The sequence below is a fragment of the Brevibacterium daeguense genome, assembly GCF_021729135.1.
Classification (GTDB): Bacteria; Actinomycetota; Actinomycetes; order Actinomycetales; family Brevibacteriaceae; genus Brevibacterium; species Brevibacterium daeguense.
The window spans coordinates 492492-509309 of sequence record NZ_JAJTWW010000001.1; the positions used below are offsets into that span (position 1 = coordinate 492492).

Here is a 16818-nt window from a genome sequence, read left to right on the forward strand (position 1 = left end):
CCGGTCATGCGATACTGGACACCACATGACTGAGCACACTTCACGCAGACAAGTCCGTCCCGTCGTCGAGAACGCCGACGGGACCACTTCGAGCACCCCGCAGCGCGATGGTCGTCCGCTGCTCAACTTCGGCTCACGCCGGGTCACTCAGCCGCCTGCTCACCTGGCGGACATGTCGATGACCGAGCGGATCGCCGCGGTCGAGGAGATGGGACTGCCCGGGTTCCGCGCCAAGCAGCTGTCCACGCACTACTTCGTCCACCACACTGTCGACCCGGAGCAGATGACCGATCTGCCCAAGGATCGGCGCGCGGAGCTGACGGAGAAGTTCTTCCCGCCGCTGCTCCGCGAGGTCCGGCGGCTGAAGAGCGGCGAGGGTGACACCATCAAGTTCCTGTGGCGGCTGTTCGACGGCGCGCTCGTCGAATCGGTGCTCATGCGCTACCGCAATCGGATCACACTGTGCGTGTCCTCGCAGTGCGGCTGCGGAATGAACTGCCCGTTCTGCGCCACCGGCCAGCAGGGGCTGACCCGCAACATGTCGACGGCGGAGATCGTCGAGCAGGTGATCCGCGCCAACCAGGCCATCGCGGCCGGAGAACTCGCCGCGACCAGTGGGCAGGACACGGACATGCTCGGCAATCCCACTGCCGGAGTCGGCTCCGAGGCCGATGAGGAGCAGGGTCTCCCACCCGCCGGCGCAGTTCCCGGTCCCGCATCAGCCGGAGCCGGGGCAGGCGCCTCGGCTCCGGCCGAACGCGTCACCAACATCGTCTTCATGGGGATGGGGGAGCCGCTGGCCAACTACCGGCGAGTGATGAATGCGGTGCGTCGCTTCGTCGCCCCCGCCCCGGAGGGATTGGGTATGTCCGCCCGCCGGATCACGATCTCGACAGTGGGGCTGGTGCCGGGGATCAACAAGCTCTCCGCGGAGGACATCCCGGTCACCTTCGCGCTTAGCCTGCACGCCCCCGATGACGGCCTGCGCGACGAGATGATCCCGGTCAACACCCGCTGGAAGGCCGACGAGGCGATCGACGCCGCCTACAACTACTACCGGACCACCGGGCGCCGGGTGAGCATCGAATACGCGCTCATCAAGGACATGAATGATCATGCCTGGCGCGCGGACCTGCTCGCCAAGAAGCTCAACGCGCGTGGTCGGGGCTGGGCGCACGTCAATCCGATTCCGCTCAACCCCACTCCGGGTTCCGTGTGGACCGCCTCCGATCCCGGGGTGGCGGCGGAGTTCGTGCGTCGCCTGCGGGACGCCGGAGTTCCCACGACCATCCGCGACACGCGTGGCAAGGACATTGACGGGGCGTGCGGCCAGCTGGCCGCCGCCGAGTGAGTGAGAACCCCGAGGAGAACACGACCGTGGACACCAACTTCCCCAGGATGTCGGGCTGGAAGACCGGCTACGATCCTGTTCAGGTGGACAGCTTCTTCAAGCGCGCACGAGAGTCTTTCGAGCGCGAGGCGCCCCAGCCCGGAGACCTCGATGCGCGCGCGGTCCGCACCGTCGGCTTCGATCTGGTGCGCAAGGGCTATCACGTGGGCGTCGTCGATGCCGCCCTCGACCGGCTCGAAGACGCGTTCGCCAAGCGGTCGCGCGATCGGCTGATCGCCAAGGCCGGCAAGGATTCCTGGGTGCAGGAGCTGACCCGAGCGGCCAGCTCGCTGCGCGGCCGCCTCACCCGACCGGCCGGGGAGCGGTTCAACCACGCGGCCAAGGGTGAGATCGGCTACGACATCGAAGAGGTCGACGCGCTCTGCGATCGCATCAGCGGGTACTTCACGCAGGGCGAGGCGATGAGTGTCGACGAGGTCCGCCGCGTGCTGTTCCGCGTCCGCAAGGGCGAGCGAGCCTACGACGAGGATCAGGTCGACGCGTTCATCGACCGGGTGGTCGAGGTCATGGCCAGTGTCGACTGAACCGCGCTGGTTCGCGCGCCCGGGCGTGCTCGACCCCGACCATCCCGGCACGCTCAACCCGGTCTACGAGGTGCTCGACTACCCGATCGTGCTCGGTCGGGCGGACGAGACCTGCATGACCGCGGAGGCCTCCGCCGGGGCCGCACCTGCGGAGCTGAGCTACGAGACCGTGCTCGAACGGGTGGCCAAGCTCGCAGGTGTGCTGCGCCTGCTGGACGTGAGGCCGGGAGTCCCGGTGCGGATCGGCTCCGACGTCCCCGCGCTGCCCGCCCGGCTCGCCCGGCTGGCCGTGATCCGGATCGGCGGGCTGCTCGTGGAGGATCCCGCAGCCGAGGCGCGCGTCGCCTTCTCGGCAGCCGAGGACGAGCCGACCCGAGACGTGCATCAGGCGTTCAGCAAGCCGGTTCGCAGGCTTCCCAGCTATTACGAGGGTGTGCAGATCGCCACGGCGGAGAGATCCGTTGCCTTGGATCCGGTGGTGCGGGACCCGCGCATCGAACCCGGCGCGGCAGCTCAGCTTCCGGCCGATCTCGTCGTGATCCGGCGTGCCGACGGCACCGAGGTCACCGCGCGCGAGCTGATCGGCGAGCTCGACCTGCACAGCTGAGCCGGCTCCGGCTCACGCCTCGGGGATGATCCGGTGCCCGTGCCTACGGTCGTCTCGCGTCCCAGCCCAGGGCGCCGCGGACGAAAGCCGCCTGCCCGGCGTGCTGGGCGGCGTCGTCGATGATCGAGACCAGGCGGACGCCCCGGGTGACCGGCGGATCCCAGCTCTCGTCGATCACCTCGGCGAGGTCCTCCGGCGTCAGCCCGGCCACGCAGTCCTGCACGAACTCGGCAACCTCGTGGAGGTAGCCGAGCAGCACCTCGGGACCGGACACGCGAAAGGCCGCGACGTCCTCAGGCGTGTCGCCGAATCCGAAGTCGTCCGCGGGCTTCCCGAACTGCTCGTGCCAGCCCCGCGCGGTCCACACCTGCTCGCGTCCGGCCAGCGGCGCGATCTGCACGTCCTGCTCGCGAGCCAGGTGCCACACCAGCCAGGCGATGGAGTTGCTGGTCTCCGTCAGCCTCGCGTGGAGGGTCTCCTCATCGATGCCGTCGAGCACCATCTCGCAGACCTCGACCGGCCGCGAGAATCCGTCCAGCAGCACTTCGTCGACGTTCATCCGATCAGCTCCTCGATCGCAGGGGGTCATCGGCTCCGGGCACGGGCGGCTTCGGATGTCGCCTGAGCCGGCCCTGAGAACGGCGGAAGGACGCAGACCGGGTCCGCGTCCTTCCGACTATCGCACACTCGGCATCGCTGGCCTCGGATGCTCGGCCTCAGAGGTGCGAGTGCACCCGGCTCCGCTCAGTTCGCGAAGGCATTGATGCCGGTGAGCGCCCGGCCCAGCGTGAGCTGGTGCACCTCATGGGTGCCCTCGTAGGTGAGCACGGTCTCCAGGTTGATCGCATGCCGCAGCGGGGAGTACTCGCTGGTGATGCCGGAGCCGCCGAACAGGGCCCGCAGATCGCGGCAGATGTTCATCGCGGTGTCGACGCCCACCATCTTGCCCAGGCTGATCTGCTCCGGGCTCACACCGGTGGTGTCCTTGATCTTGCCGATATGGGCGGCCAGCAGGGTGATCGACGAGTACTGGCCGAATGCCTTCGCGATCTTCTGCTGGGTGATCTGGAAGGACGAGATGGGCCGGTCGAACTGGATGCGGGTGCCGGTGTAGTCGAGTGCCGATTCGATGGCGTCGCGGGCCGCTCCGGTGACGCCGAAGACGATGCCATAGCGGGCCTCGGAGAGGCAGGACAGGGGGCCGCGCAGGCCCTTGGCCTTCGGAAGCATCGCGGAGGCCGGCAGGCGGACGTTGTCGAGGACGATCTCGCCGGTGATCGACGCGCGCAGGGACAGCTTGCGCTTGACGACGGGCACCTCGACGCCGGGGGTGGCGGTGGGAATGACGAAGCCGCGGACGACGTTCCTGCCCTGGTCGTCGGTCTCCTCGGTCTTGGCCCACACGACCATGACATCGGACACCGGCGAGTTGGTGATCCACATCTTCGCGCCGTTGAGGACCCAGTCGTCGCCGTCCTTCTTGGCGAAGGTGCGCATCCCGCTCGGGTCGGAGCCGACGTCGGGCTCCGTCAGCCCGAAGCAGCCGATCGCGGTGCCGGCCGCCATCTGCGGCAGCCATTCCTCCTTCTGCTCCTCCGATCCCCAGTGGTGGATGGCGAACATCGCCAGCGAGCCCTGCACGCTGACCAGCGAGCGCAGCCCGGAGTCCACGGCTTCGAGCTCGCGGCAGGCCAGACCGTACTGGGTGGCCGAGGCGCCTGGGCACCCGTAGCCCTCCAGGTGCATGCCGAGCACGCCGAGCTCACCCAGGCCCACAGCCAGCTCGCGAGCAGGAATGGTCCCTTCGAGGTAGTAGTCGCCGATGTGGTCGCGGACATTGTCGTCGAGCCACTTGCGGACGATGCCGGCCCATTCGAGGTCCTCCTTCGAGAAGACGGAGTCGAGGCCGAGCAGGTCATCGGGAGTCACAGTCTTGCTCATCACAGTTCTTTCACTCGAGGTCGAAGCGGAACGCGCGCCGCTGTCTGCCGGGACCGGTGCGCGACGGCGTCGGATCAGTGCCGCGGCGCCGTCGGACCTCACCGTACTCTAAGGAAGCGGTGACATCATCGGTCAGCGTGAGCGTGCGTGAGATCATTGTAATGGGGGCCACAGGCTCGGTCGGCACTCAGGCCGTGGAGGTGGTCCTCGGCAACCCGGAGCTGTTCTCCGTGACGGGGCTGACCGCCGGGTCGAACCTCGGACTGCTCGCCGAACAGGCGGTGCGCCTCGGCGCCTGTCGGATCGGCCTCGCGCAAGCTCCCGCGGGCGGTGAGCCGGAGGTGCGCCAGGCGCTGACCGAGGTCGCGCAGCGCCTGGGGCTGCCGGACCGGGTCGAGCAGATCGAGCTCGGACCGGAGGCGGGAGTCCGCATCGCCGGGACCCCCGCGGACATGGTCCTCAACGCCGTCACCGGAGCCGTCGGACTGCGCTCCACGCTGGCTGCGCTCGACGCCGGCACCGACGTGGCGCTGGCCAACAAGGAATCGCTCATCGTGGGCGGTCCGCTCGTGCTCGAGGCCGCCGCACGCACCGGAGCACGGCTGATCCCCGTCGACAGCGAGCACTCCGCGATCGCCCAGGCCCTGCGAGCCGGCCGCGCCGAGGAGGTCGACAGGCTCGTCATCACCGCCTCGGGCGGGCCGTTCCGGGGCATGCGCCGGGCCGAGCTCGACGCGGTCACGCCGGCACAGGCGCTCGCCCACCCGACGTGGACCATGGGCTCGGTGATCACGACCAACTCCGCGACCCTGGTCAACAAAGGCCTCGAGGTCATCGAGGCCCAGCTGCTGTTCGGGGTCGACTACGACCGGATCGACGTCGTCGTCCACCCGCAGTCGCAGATCCACTCCATGGTCCAGTTCGTCGACGGGTCGACGATCGCCCAGGTCTCCCCGCCCGACATGAAGCTGCCCATCGCCTACGCACTCGGGACCCACGGCGCCGGGGAACCGCGCCGGATCAGCGGAGCCACCCGTCCCAATGACTGGACCCGGGCGACGGAGTGGACGTTCGAGCCGGTCGACCACGAGGCGTTCCCCGCACTCGGCCTCGCATACGAGGCGGGTCGCCGAGGCGGCACCCACCCGTCCGTCTACAACGCGGCCAACGAGGTGCTCGTCGACGCATTCCATGACGGCCGCATCACCTTCCCGCAGATCGCCGACGGCATCGCCGCCGCCCTGGCGACGCACCATTCTGACGCGAGCGGCCGCGCTCTCGACCTGGACAGCGTGCTCTCGGCCGACGCCGCCGCCCGGGAGCGGACGAGCAGCTGGATCGAGCGGGCGGCTCCCGGGATCGCGCGATGAGTCCGCTGCTCTACGCGCTCGGCGTCGTCCTGCTCGTCCTCGGGGTGAGCATCTCGATCGCCCTGCACGAGCTGGGGCACCTGATCCCGGCCAAGAGGTTCGGCGTCAAGGTCACCCACTACATGATCGGGTTCGGGCCGACGCTGTTCTCCTTCCGCCGCGGTGAGACCGAGTACGGGGTGAAGGCGCTGCCGCTGGGCGGTTTCATCGCGATGCCGGGGATGTACCCGCCGGAGGACTCGACCCACGCCCGAGCCGAGCAGCTGGTGGGCGCCCCGGGCGCCCAGGACATCGACGCCGATGAGGACGGAATCGACGCCGCCGACATCGTGACTGCCGACGCCCGGCTGCGGGCAGCGGGTGAGGTGGCGGGATCCGTGCCCGCGCCCGCTGGTGGCGATGCCGCGGCTTCCGGTGCGGGCGCCGAGGCGCCCGGCGCACGCAGCCGGCGGCGCGGGCGGCTCTTCGAACGCACGATGGCTGACGCACGGGAATTCTCCAATCAGGAGATCGATCCCGGTGAGGAGCACCGGACGTTCTACGCGCTGACGGTGCCCAGGCGCCTGGTGGTGATGTTCGGGGGCCCGTTCGTCAATCTGCTGCTGGGCATCGGGGTCATGGCGATCGTGCTGCTGGGCATCGGCACCATCCAGCCCACGACGACCGTCGCCAGCACCGTCGAATGTGCGGTTCCGGCCTCCGAGGCGGTCGAGCGTCCTGCCGATCAGCGCACTGCGTGCCAGCCGGGTGACCCGCTGACACCGGCCTGGGAGATCGGCCTGCAGCCGGGAGACGTGATCGTGTCGATCGACGGGACCGAGCTCGACGACTGGGACGAACTGGCCGAGGCGGTCGGCCGCTCCGCCGGGGAGACGGTGCCGATGGTCATCGAGCGCGACGGGCAGCAGCAGACGCTGCAGGTGCCGATCATCGCCACCGAGCGGCCTGTCACCGATGACGACGGCGTGCCGGTGCTGAATGACGACGGGACACCTCGCACGGAGACCACCGGCTTCCTCGGGGTCAGCCCCACCCAGGAACGCCGGCCGTTGGGCGTGCTGGAGTTCCCCGGGGAGATGGCCGAGATGATCGGGCAGACCTTCCAGGCGCTGTTCACGCTGCCGGAGAAGCTCGTCGAGATCACCCAGGTCGCGCTCAGCGACGCCGAACGCGACCCGAACGGGCCGATCGGAATGGTCGGAGTCGGGCGGGTCGCCGGGGAGATCGTCGGCACCGATCGCCTCGAAGTCATCGAGAAGGTCCAGGTCGGGCTGTCGCTGCTCGGCTCCCTCAACCTCTTCCTGTTCGCCTTCAACATGGTGCCCCTGCTCCCGCTCGACGGCGGCCACGTCGCCGTCGCGCTGTACGAGGGAGGCCGCCGCCAGGTCAATCTCAAGCGCGGGCACGGGATCATCGGACCGTTCGACACGGCGCGCCTGCTGCCGCTGACCTACGCGGTGGTGGGAGTGCTGCTGGGCATGACCGTCCTGCTTCTTTATGTCGACATCTTCAAACCCGTCGTCCTGTTCAGCTGACGCGTCCTGTTTCAGCTGACCCGTCCTGTTCAGTTGACCCGGCCTGTTTCAGCTGACCCGTCCTGTTCAGTTGACGCGGCGGGGGCGGCTCATGGCCAGGACGATCTCCGCCGGCCGGACCCCGTGGCCCGGCACGGGCGCTGTCACCCGAGCAGGATCGGAGTAGCCGGCCGGCGCCTCGGCGGCTCACACTCGGAGGGTGGACGGGACAGGTGCGGCGGTGATGCGACCGTGAGGGAGATACGCAGCGCGGAGCGGATCGTGCTCGACTCACCGGAGCCGGCAGTCGTCGCGACGGGACTGCGCAAGGCGTTCGGCGGCAAGGTCGCGGTCGCCGGCGTCGATCTCACGATCCCGCGCGGAGGCGTGTTCGGGATCCTGGGTCCCAATGGAGCAGGCAAGACCACGGTCATCCGGATGCTGGCCACGCTCCTGCCGGTCGACGGAGGACAGGCCAGGGTGCTCGGCCACGACCTGCGCACCGCCGGCGGCGAGATCCGCAGAAGGGTCGCGCTCACCGGACAGTTCGCCTCGCTCGACGAGGACCTCACGGGACGTGAGAACCTCACGCTGATCTCGCAGCTGTTCGGCTATTCCGCAGGCGAGGCGCGGCAGCGAGCGCGGGAGCTGCTCGCCGCCTTCGGGCTGCTCGATGCGGCCGACCGGCAGGTCAAGAAGTACTCGGGCGGCATGCGGCGCCGACTCGACATCGCGGCCTCCCTGGTCGTCACCCCCGAATTGCTGTTCCTCGATGAGCCGACCACCGGCCTCGACCCCCGCAGCCGCAATCAGGTCTGGGACATCGTGCGCTCGCTGGTCAGCGCCGGCACGACCGTGCTGCTGACCACCCAATACCTCGACGAGGCCGACCGGCTCGCCGATCGGATCGCCGTCATCGACCACGGCCGCGTGATCGCGGAGGGCACCAGCGATGAGCTCAAAGCGCTGATCGGGCAGGGGACTGTCAAGGTCCGGCTCGCCGACCCCGCCGACCGCCGTCGTGCCGCCGAGCTGCTCACCGCGCTGCTCGACTCCGAACCACTCCCGCGCACCGACCCGGTCGAGATCGATTTCACGGTGACCGGCGACGCTCCCGTCGCAGAGGTGCTGACCCGCTTGGAGGCAGCCGGCTTTGCGGTCACGGCCTTCTCGCTCGGCCAGCCCAGCCTCGACGAGGTCTTCCTCGCGATCACCGGTGAGCCATCCCACGAGGACGCCGACGACAGCCGGGAGGACCCGGAATGACCACCGTCCAGCCCCGGTCCGAGGTGTCCTCGGTGCTGCGCCCGGCTGCCGAGCATCCGGAACCTGCGTCACCGCTGCGCGCCTCGCTCGTCTACGCCAAGCGCGCGATGCTCAAGATCCGGCACGTGCCCGAGCAGCTGTTCGATGTCACCGTCTTCCCGATCATGATGACCCTGATGTTCACGTTCCTGTTCGGCGGAGCGCTCGCGGGCTCCGTGGACGCCTACGTGCAGTACCTGATCCCGGGCATCTTCGCCCAGACGATCATCATGATCACGATGTACACCGGGCTGACCCTGAACAAGGACATCGAGAAGGGCATCTTCGACCGCTTCCGGTCGCTGCCGGTCTGGCGACCCGCACCACTCGTCGGCGCGCTGCTGGGCGACCAGGTGCGCTACCTGCTCGCCGGCGCGATCACGATGGCGCTCGGGTTCATGCTCGGATTCCGGCCCGAGGGCGGCCTGCTCTCGGTGCTCGTCGCCACTGTGCTGCTGCTGGTGTTCGCGTTCGCGCTGTCATGGATGTGGACGATGATCGCCCTGCTCGTGCGCACCGAGCAGGCCCTGATGGGAATCTCGATGTTCATCCTCATGCCGCTGGTGTTCGCCAGCAACATCTTCGTCGACCCCGCGACCATGCCGCGCTGGCTGCAGGGCTTCGTCGAGGTCAATCCGGTGAGCGTGGTGGTCACCGCGATGCGCGACGTGATGAGCGGATCCCCGGTCGCCTCGGACATCCTGCTCGTCTTCGTGTGGTCGGCAATCCTGGTTGCCGGATTCGGCCCGATCTCCATGATGCTGTACAACCGCAAGACCTGAGCGTCCCGCGGGCCGCTTCCCGGCGCGCTCAGCCGCGGCACCGGCTGCGCGGTCGACCGCGCCGAGGGCGCTAGTCTGTCCCCTATGGAAGAATCGCTGTCTGCAGCAGGGGAGTCAATGCCGGGTCGCGAACCGACGCCGGTCTGGAGCGCGGACACGATCCTGCCGACGGCTCACGGCAGGTTCCGGATGCTGGCTCATACGGACCGAACCGGGGTCGAGCACCTCGCTCTGCTGATGGGGAATCCGGAGACCGCCGACGCTCCACTGGTCCGGGTGCACAGCGAGTGCCTCACCGGTGACGCGCTGGGATCCTACCGCTGCGACTGCGGGGAGCAGCTCGATATCTCCATGGCCCACATCGCTGCCGCGGGCTGCGGAATCCTCCTCTACCTGCGAGGTCATGAGGGCCGCGGCATCGGGCTGCTCAACAAACTCCGCGCCTACGAGCTGCAGGATCGGGGCCTTGACACCGTCGAGGCGAACGCGGCTCTCGGGCTGCCCATCGACGCCCGCGACTACCAGGCGGCCGCCGCGATGCTGCGGGCTCTGGACTGCACGCGGATCCGCCTCCTCACAGCCAACCCCCTCAAGCAGATCGAGCTCGAGGCCAACGGCATCGAGGTCGTCGACCGGCTGCGCCCACCGGTGGCCGACCGACCCGAGAACTCCCACTATCTGGAGACGAAGCGCTCGGGGATGAATCACGACCGTCCGAGCGATTCCGATGCCTCACCGCTGCCCGATCTCTACACGCCGCTGGTCGGCCGCACCGAGGTGATCGCCCAGCTCGCCCAGAGCACCGACGGCTTCATCGCCGCGAACGGGGGCGATGCGGAGTTCGTGTCGGGCGCGGCCGATCGCGAGCACCTGCACCGGCTCCGGTCGCTGGCCGCCGTCGTCCTCGTGGGTGTGTCGACCGTGCGCGCCGACGATCCCAAGCTCACCGTGCGCGCGGTGCAGGGTCCCAACCCGGTCCGCGCGATCCTCGATCCGCACGGGCGCGTCCCGCTGGACAGCCACGTGCTGACCCAGCCCGACGCTCCGACCCTGTGGCTCCTCGGCGAGAGGATCCCCGTGCCGGAATCGCTCGCGTCCCACGTGACGGTTCTCCGCCTCCCGGAGACTGCCGGCCAGGCGGCACGAGGCGGGTCGTCGCGGGACGATCCGGCCGGCGATCACCCGGCACGGGGTGGCGCGGTCGAGGAGCACTGTCTGGACGTTCCTCCGGCCGTGATCCTTCAGGTGCTGGGCCGGCACGTACCCGGCACTGTCCTGGTCGAGGGCGGCGGCCGCACCGTCTCGGAGTTCCTCTCCGCGGGGCTGCTGGACCGCCTGTTCCTCACGGTCGCCCCCGTGCTCATCGGCAACGGCGTGCCGGGGCTGCGGTTCACCGGATCCGATGTGATGGCCGAGGCGCTGCGGGCGCCGTTCCGCCGTCATGTCTTCGGCGCCGACGTGTGCACCGAGTTCGTCTTCTCCGCAGCTGCCCGAGCCGCCACCCCCGGGCTGTCGGACGGGTCCACTCCGCTGAGCTGAGGGCGGCCCGGCGAGGTGAGCGTGTCGCTGATGACCTGCGCGGTGGCCGCCCACGAGGGCAGGGTCCCGCGGCGGCGTCCAGCGATGTCGCGCAGCTCGGCCCGCCAGTCGCCATCCCGCAGCCACCGTCGGATGCCTGCTCGCCAGGCGGGCGCGTCGCGCGGGTCGAACGTGCAGCCGGCGGCGGGGGAGCCGAGCGCCTCGACGGCTCCGGTGCCGGTGGAGACGAATGCTGGGATCCCTGCTGCTCCGGCTTCCGCGACCACCAGACCGTAGGTCTCGAAGCGCGAGGGGAGCAGCAGCAGCTCCGCAGTGTCGTACAGGTCATCGATCCGGCCGCCGTCCAGCTCGCCCAGCAGGGCGATGCGGCCGGGCTCGATCACGCTCGCGATCCGGCCGCGCAGCCGGTCCGCGTACTCCCCGTCGGCGACGGGTCCGGCGATGCGCAGCTGCCAGTCGTCGTCCTGCAGCCGTGCCAGCGCCTCGACGAGAAGCAGCTGGTTCTTCACCGGGCTGATCGCTCCGACGGCGATCAGATCCCTGCCGTCCCGCCGTGCGGCAGCGGGGCGCGGTCGCACCCCGGGCGGCGCCACGACGACGTCGCGGCGCCCGTAGCGGGCGGTGAGGTCGCGGGCGGCCCAGCTGCTGGTGGCGATCACGGCATCCGCACCGGCCACACAGATGCGCTCTCGGGCGGCGACCCGCTCCCGGTCCTCCGCGGGGGCAGCGGCCGCCTGCGGCATGTGCATGAGCAGGACCAGGGGCCACCTGCGCCTGCCGGCGAACGCCTCGGGAACCGAGCAGCCCACGAGGCTGTCGAGCAGGACCGGGCCTTCTGCCTCCGCGACCAGCTCGACGACGGTCCGGCGCGCCGCGGGCCCGGGTTCCGGCCAGTCTCCTCGGACGCGGTGCGCTGTCAGCTCCGGCAGCTCCGCCAGCACGAACGCGTTGTAGCGGCTGCCGCCGCTGACCGCGGGCAGCTCGGGTTCGATCAGGTGAGCGGTCACGGGGTCAGGCGGCAGGACACCCTGGCCCGGGGGTTCTCGACGACCGTGACGGTCAGCGCGGCGAAGGAATGCCAGTCTGGGATCCCGGCGGCGATCCGCTCCGCCAGGTGCGCCGCGATGGCCTCGCTCGTCGACAGCCTCCCGGCGAAGTCGGGATGATCGTCGAGGTTGCGGTAGCGAATCCCGGAGAGCGCCTCGTCGAGCAGCGCTGAGGCCCGGCCGATGTCCATCACCACGGCGTGCTCGTCGAGCTGCTCGCGCTCGAATGTCGCCTCGACGGTGAGCGTGGCGCCGTGCAGGCCGGCTGCGGGGCCGAAGAAGTCATCAGGCAGGCTGTGGGCGATCATGGCATGGTCGCTGACGGTCAGTGAGTACACGGAGATACGGTCCTTTCGGGTTCATCCGACTGGGGGCGGAAGTCGATGACATGGCACACGGTCGAGGCTGCCAGTTCTGTGTTCCCGGCCAGTCCGTCCATCACCTCCGGCAACTGCTGCCGGGGCGAGCGGCCGGTCAGGAGAGCGTCGAACCGGCTGTCGCGCAGGGCGGCCAGCGCGGTCGCCATCCTCTCGCCCGTGGTCCGGCGGTTCCGCTTGCCCGCGGCCACCTGGCCGACCTGACTGGCGATGATCGAGAGCCTGCGTGCGTGGAAGTCGGCGCCCAGCGGGACCTGGGGCGAGTCGGTCCCGTACCAGGACGCCTCGATGAGGCAGCCGTCGTCGCCGGTGATCTCGAGGCCGCGGCTCAGGCCCGAGGCGCTCGCCGAGGTGTGGATGGTGATGTCGTTGTCGGTCCGGGCTGCGGCGGGGTCGCAGGCATCGAGTCCCAGCGAACGGGCCAGTTCGCGTCGGGCGGGGTTGGGCTCGAGCAGCTGCAGGCGCTGCAACGGCATGCGGGAGGCCAGGAGCGCGACGGACAGGCCGATCATCCCGCCGCCGATCACAGCGACTCGATCAGCGAAGGCCGGCGGGACCTGCCAGAGGATGTTGACGGCGGTCTCCACGGGCCCGGCCAGGACGGCCCGCTCAGTGGGCACGTCGTCGGGAATCGGGTGGAGCTCGGCGGGATCGGCCGTGTAGTGCGTGTGGTGGGGGAAGAGGCCGAACACGCGCCGGTCCCGCCAGTCCGCGGGACCGGACTGCACGACGCCGACGTTGAGGTATCCGTAGGAGACCGGGAACGGGAATTCGCCGAGCTGATGAGGAGAGCGCATGAGCTGGGCCACCTGGCCGGGCACCAGTCCCCGGTGAACCAGTGTCTCGGTGCCCTTGGAGACGCCCGTGACCAGCGTGCGCACCAGCAGCTGGTCCGCACCGGGGGAGGGGTCGGCGGTTTCGCGCCAGGTGCCTTCGCCCGGTGCGGTGGTCCAGTACTGCCAAGCCATGAGGAGAGCGTATCCCAGCGCGTGAGGCTCTCAGCTTGCACCAATCGCGCGGAGTAGGATTGTGCACGATGTATCAGCGCCCCGCCAGGGGTGAGCAGCAGACGTCGAAGGGAAACACGTGACCTCGGTCAACCTCGGAATGCCCGCGCCTCCGCCGCCGGTCCTCGCGCCTCGCCGGAAGACCCGTCAGATCAAGGTCGGGAAGGTCGGCGTAGGCTCCGATCACCCGGTCAGCGTGCAGTCCATGACGACCACCCCGACCACCGACATCAACGCCACCCTGCAGCAGATCGCGGAGCTCACCGCGGCCGGCTGCGACATCGTGCGAGTCGCCTGCCCGAGCGCGGACGACGCCGCCGCTCTGCCGGCGATCGCTCAGAAGAGCCAGATCCCGGTCATCGCCGACATCCACTTCCAGCCGAAGTACGTCTACGCGGCGATCGACGCGGGCTGCGCCGCGGTGCGGGTCAACCCCGGCAACATCCGCAAGTTCGACGATCAGGTCAAGGAGATCGCCAAGGCGGCCTCCGACGCCGGGACCTCCATCCGGATCGGCGTCAACGCCGGCTCGCTGGACAAGCGGATCATGGACAAGTACGGCAAGGCCACGCCCGAGGCGCTGGTCGAGTCGGCCGTCTGGGAGGCTTCGCTGTTCGAGGAGCACGGCTTCCAGGACTTCAAGATCTCCGTCAAGCACAATGACCCCGTCGTCATGGTCCGCGCGTACGAGCTGCTGGCCGAGCGCGGTGACTGGCCGCTGCACCTCGGCGTCACCGAGGCGGGGCCGGCCTTCCAGGGCACCATCAAGTCCGCCACCGCCTTCGGCGCGCTGCTGAGCCAGGGGATCGGCGACACCATCCGGGTCTCGCTGTCGGCTCCGCCCGTCGAGGAGATCAAGGTCGGCAATCAGATCCTCGAGTCCCTCAACCTCAAGCCGCGCAAGCTGGAGATCGTGTCGTGCCCGTCCTGCGGCCGCGCCCAGGTCGACGTGTACTCGCTGGCGGACAAGGTGACCGCGGGCCTGGAGGGGCTCGAGGTTCCGCTGCGGGTGGCCGTGATGGGCTGCGTCGTCAACGGCCCGGGCGAGGCGCGCGAGGCCGACCTCGGAGTCGCGAGCGGCAACGGCAAGGGGCAGATCTTCGTCAAGGGCGAGGTCATCAAGACAGTGCCCGAGAGCCAGATCGTGGAGACGCTCATCGAAGAGGCCATGCGCATCGCCGACGAGTCCGACATCCCCTCGGGCGCACCCGAGGTCGTCGTCGGCTGATGCGGCTGCTCCCGCTCCGGAGCGAGCACACGCACTGGCTGAGGGAGAAGGCCGCCGAGGATCCGGCGCAGCACGTCTTCCTCCTCAGCCTGCTGGAACTCACCAGGACCGCTGAAGTGTCCACGGCTGCGGGCACGCTGTACGGACTGTTCAGCGGCCACGATCCCGTGGCCGCCTACTGGGTGGGCGGCAGCATCATCTCCATCGGGGCGACCCCGGAGACGAATGCTCGGGTTGCGCGGATGCTCAACGTGCGCGGACGCTATCACTGCTCGCTCATCGGTGAGCACCGGGCGGTGCTGGATCTGCATCACCGGCTGGAGTGGGGCGCTCCGCGCAGCATCCGGCCGGATCAGCCGCTCATGGTCGCGAGCCGGGAACCGGAGGTCGGACCGGACCCCGGCGTGCGGGTGGGGACGATCGCCGATGCTGACGCCGCGTATGCCGCGGCAGTGGAGATGTTCACGGAGGAGGTCGGATTCTCACCGGTCGCCGACGGCTCAGCGGGGTACTACGGCAAGGTCCGCTCGAACCTGACCAGCTGCAGCACTCTCCTGTCGATGACGGAGACAGGTCCGGACGGGAGGCCGATGCGCGACTGGCCGGCCGCTGGTTCGCCCCGCCAGGTCGTGTTCAAAGCCGATCTGGGGATCCGGTGCCGCGAGGCCGTCCAGGTGCAAGGGGTGTGGGTGCATCCGGATTTCCGCGGTCGCGGTCTGGCCGCCCCGGGCATGGTCGCCGTCACCGAGCATGTGCGGGAGCACGTGGCGCCGATCGTGAGCCTGTACGTCAATTCGTTCAATGAGCCGGCGCTGCGGTCCTACGAGCGCGCAGGGTTCTCGCAGGTGGGGCGGTTCGCCACGGTCATGTACTGACTGCCGATCGCTTCCACCCGCTGACCGGCCGAGCGGCGGCGTGCGGCTTTCCGGCCGGTCAGTCCTGGCCGCTCAGTCTTGGCCGGGGTCGAGAAATCCCCCGTGGTCGTGGGTCCGAGCGCGCAGCTTCTCCAGGGCTCTGCGGTCCTTCTTCGTCGGCCGTCCGGTGCCTCTGTCGCGACGGGGCACCCACCCGCGCAGGGCGGGGTCCGGAGGAGGAGTGAGGTCCTCGTAGCATTTCTGCGCGACAGGGGCTCCGGCCCGCGAGGCGAGCAGCCCTGTGATGCGCAGGATCTTTTCGAAACCGGACCGGCGCACGCGCACTTCCTGGCCGATCCTGACCTTCTGCGCCGCCTTGACGCGCTGCCCGTCCACGTGGACGTGCCCGCCCCGGCAGCCGGCGGTGGCCTCGGAGCGGGTCTTGTACATCCGGACTGCCCACAGCCAGACGTCGACGCGCTGCGACTGCGTGGAATCGAAAACCGGTTCGGGCATGCTGGTGAGTCTACTCGGAGCCGAAGCCCCGGGCCGTGGCAGCGCCGGCGCCGTCATTCGAGGTGCCGCAGGAATCTCTCGGGTGCGTCGAGGAACAGTTGCCAGTTCCGGACGAGGTCGAGGTCGTCGTACGACGAGGTGCGGATTCCCCAGGGTCCCACTTCGCACAGCCGGGCGCCGGGAAGAGCCGCGAGCACGGGGGAGTGGGTCGAGAGCACGATCTGGGATCCGGCTGCCGCGAGCTGGCGGAGAATTCCGATGAGCGCAAGACAGCCGGAGAAGGACAGCGCGGATTCGGGCTCGTCGAGGATCCAGAGCCCCTTGATGCCCGATCTGCTCGTGATGAATTCGAGGAATGCCTCTCCGTGACTCTGCTCGTGCAGGCTGCTCGGGCCCAGCGATTCCAAGTAGCTGAAATGCCCGTGCATCGTCTCGGCCCGCAGGAACACGCCTCGCCTGGATGCGCCGGCGCCGCGCACGAGCTGCAGGTGCTCCGCGAGGTCCGATTCGGTGCGGCGGGTCTCATGCATCGCCGCGTGAGTGCCGCCTTCGGGGTTGAGACTGAAAGCACCAGCCAGCGCCTCGACGACAGTCGACTTGCCGGCGCCGTTGTCACCGATCAGCACGGTGATGGGACCGAGATCGAGACCGGAGTCGAGAATCTGCCGGACCGGTGCGAGAGTCGCGGGCCAGTGTCGCCGGTCCATCGGAGCCAGCGGATGCTCTTCGAGTCGCCTCACCGGCAGAGTGCTGAACTCCTCCATGGCCTCAGTCTGACAGCCGGGCCATCGTGGCCG

General features: G+C 69.4%; 17 protein-coding genes. 10 read left to right on the top strand and 7 right to left on the bottom strand.

The annotated features are described in order from the left end of the window. Positions 1–25 precede the first annotated feature (25 nt). From rlmN to LXN01_RS02320, 3 genes are read left to right on the top strand one after another with little or no spacing between them, the layout of a single operon-like run. Positions 26–1351: a 23S rRNA (adenine(2503)-C(2))-methyltransferase RlmN gene (gene rlmN / locus LXN01_RS02310; protein ID WP_236862918.1), complete on the top strand. Its 1326-nt coding sequence runs from the start codon at positions 26–28 to the stop codon at positions 1349–1351. Positions 1352–1377: 26 nt separating this feature from the next. Continuing rightward, complete coding sequence (locus tag LXN01_RS02315) at positions 1378–1935, top strand: DivIVA domain-containing protein (RefSeq protein ID WP_236862919.1); 558 nt, start codon at positions 1378–1380, stop codon at positions 1933–1935. Then, complete coding sequence (locus LXN01_RS02320; protein ID WP_236862920.1) at positions 1925–2542, top strand: hypothetical protein; 618 nt, start codon at positions 1925–1927, stop codon at positions 2540–2542. The genes LXN01_RS02315 and LXN01_RS02320 overlap by 11 nt, the downstream gene beginning before the upstream one ends. Positions 2543–2585: 43 nt before the next feature. On the opposite strand, the gene LXN01_RS02325 is transcribed toward LXN01_RS02320, so the two are convergent. Continuing rightward, positions 2586–3101 (bottom strand): mycothiol transferase, encoded by a 516-nt coding sequence (locus LXN01_RS02325; RefSeq protein ID WP_236862921.1) that lies wholly within the window; start codon positions 3099–3101, stop codon positions 2586–2588. 185 nt (positions 3102–3286) lie between these two features. Continuing rightward, positions 3287–4483, bottom strand: a complete 1197-nt coding sequence (locus LXN01_RS02330) for an acyl-CoA dehydrogenase family protein (RefSeq protein ID WP_236862922.1) — start codon at positions 4481–4483, stop codon at positions 3287–3289. 137 nt (positions 4484–4620) lie between these two features. On the opposite strand from LXN01_RS02330, the gene dxr reads away from it, so the two are divergent. From dxr to ribA, 5 genes are all read left to right on the top strand, one after another. Next, complete coding sequence (dxr, locus tag LXN01_RS02335) at positions 4621–5853, top strand: 1-deoxy-D-xylulose-5-phosphate reductoisomerase (RefSeq protein ID WP_236863132.1); 1233 nt, start codon at positions 4621–4623, stop codon at positions 5851–5853. Next, a complete protein-coding gene (locus LXN01_RS02340; RefSeq protein ID WP_236862923.1) occupies positions 5850–7388 on the top strand; it encodes a M50 family metallopeptidase in 1539 nt (512 codons plus the stop codon). Before dxr ends, LXN01_RS02340 begins: the two co-directional genes overlap by 4 nt. Positions 7389–7619: 231 nt before the next feature. Next, positions 7620–8633 carry an ATP-binding cassette domain-containing protein gene (locus LXN01_RS02345; protein WP_236862924.1) on the top strand — a complete coding sequence of 338 codons (1014 nt, stop codon included), beginning with the start codon at positions 7620–7622 and terminating at the stop codon, positions 8631–8633. After that, positions 8630–9454 carry an ABC transporter permease gene (locus tag LXN01_RS02350; RefSeq protein WP_236862925.1) on the top strand — a complete coding sequence of 275 codons (825 nt, stop codon included), beginning with the start codon at positions 8630–8632 and terminating at the stop codon, positions 9452–9454. The genes LXN01_RS02345 and LXN01_RS02350 overlap by 4 nt, the downstream gene beginning before the upstream one ends. Positions 9455–9538: 84 nt before the next feature. After that, the gene (gene ribA, locus LXN01_RS02355) at positions 9539–10993 is read left to right on the top strand and encodes a GTP cyclohydrolase II RibA (RefSeq protein ID WP_236862926.1); all 1455 of its coding nucleotides are present in this window, start codon (positions 9539–9541) and stop codon (positions 10991–10993) included. Here the strand turns inward: ribA and LXN01_RS02360 are convergent. Genes LXN01_RS02360 through LXN01_RS02370 form a run of 3 tightly spaced genes read right to left on the bottom strand, consistent with a single transcriptional unit; the run spans position 10894 to position 13384 of the window. Continuing rightward, positions 10894–12000 (bottom strand): glycosyltransferase family 4 protein, encoded by a 1107-nt coding sequence (locus LXN01_RS02360; protein ID WP_236862927.1) that lies wholly within the window; start codon positions 11998–12000, stop codon positions 10894–10896. The genes ribA and LXN01_RS02360 overlap by 100 nt on opposite strands. Then, entirely contained in the window at positions 11997–12377 is a 381-nt protein-coding gene (locus LXN01_RS02365) for a 6-pyruvoyl trahydropterin synthase family protein (protein ID WP_236862928.1), read from the bottom strand. The genes LXN01_RS02360 and LXN01_RS02365 overlap by 4 nt, the downstream gene beginning before the upstream one ends. Continuing rightward, entirely contained in the window at positions 12365–13384 is a 1020-nt protein-coding gene (locus tag LXN01_RS02370) for a zinc-dependent alcohol dehydrogenase (protein WP_236862929.1), read from the bottom strand. The genes LXN01_RS02365 and LXN01_RS02370 overlap by 13 nt, the downstream gene beginning before the upstream one ends. A 118-nt stretch (positions 13385–13502) precedes the next feature. Between LXN01_RS02370 and ispG the strand changes: the two genes are divergently transcribed. Further along, positions 13503–14651 carry a flavodoxin-dependent (E)-4-hydroxy-3-methylbut-2-enyl-diphosphate synthase gene (gene ispG, locus LXN01_RS02375; RefSeq protein ID WP_236862930.1) on the top strand — a complete coding sequence of 383 codons (1149 nt, stop codon included), beginning with the start codon at positions 13503–13505 and terminating at the stop codon, positions 14649–14651. Beyond that, a complete protein-coding gene (locus LXN01_RS02380) occupies positions 14651–15526 on the top strand; it encodes a GNAT family N-acetyltransferase (protein WP_236862931.1) in 876 nt (291 codons plus the stop codon). Before ispG ends, LXN01_RS02380 begins: the two co-directional genes overlap by 1 nt. Before the next feature lie 72 nt (positions 15527–15598). Here LXN01_RS02380 and LXN01_RS02385 read toward each other — a convergent pair whose 3' ends face one another. After that, the gene (locus LXN01_RS02385; RefSeq protein WP_236862932.1) at positions 15599–16021 is read right to left on the bottom strand and encodes an RNA-binding S4 domain-containing protein; all 423 of its coding nucleotides are present in this window, start codon (positions 16019–16021) and stop codon (positions 15599–15601) included. A gap of 53 nt (positions 16022–16074) precedes the next feature. Beyond that, complete coding sequence (locus LXN01_RS02390) at positions 16075–16785, bottom strand: AAA family ATPase (RefSeq protein WP_236862933.1); 711 nt, start codon at positions 16783–16785, stop codon at positions 16075–16077. Between the last annotated feature and the right edge of the window lie 33 nt (positions 16786–16818).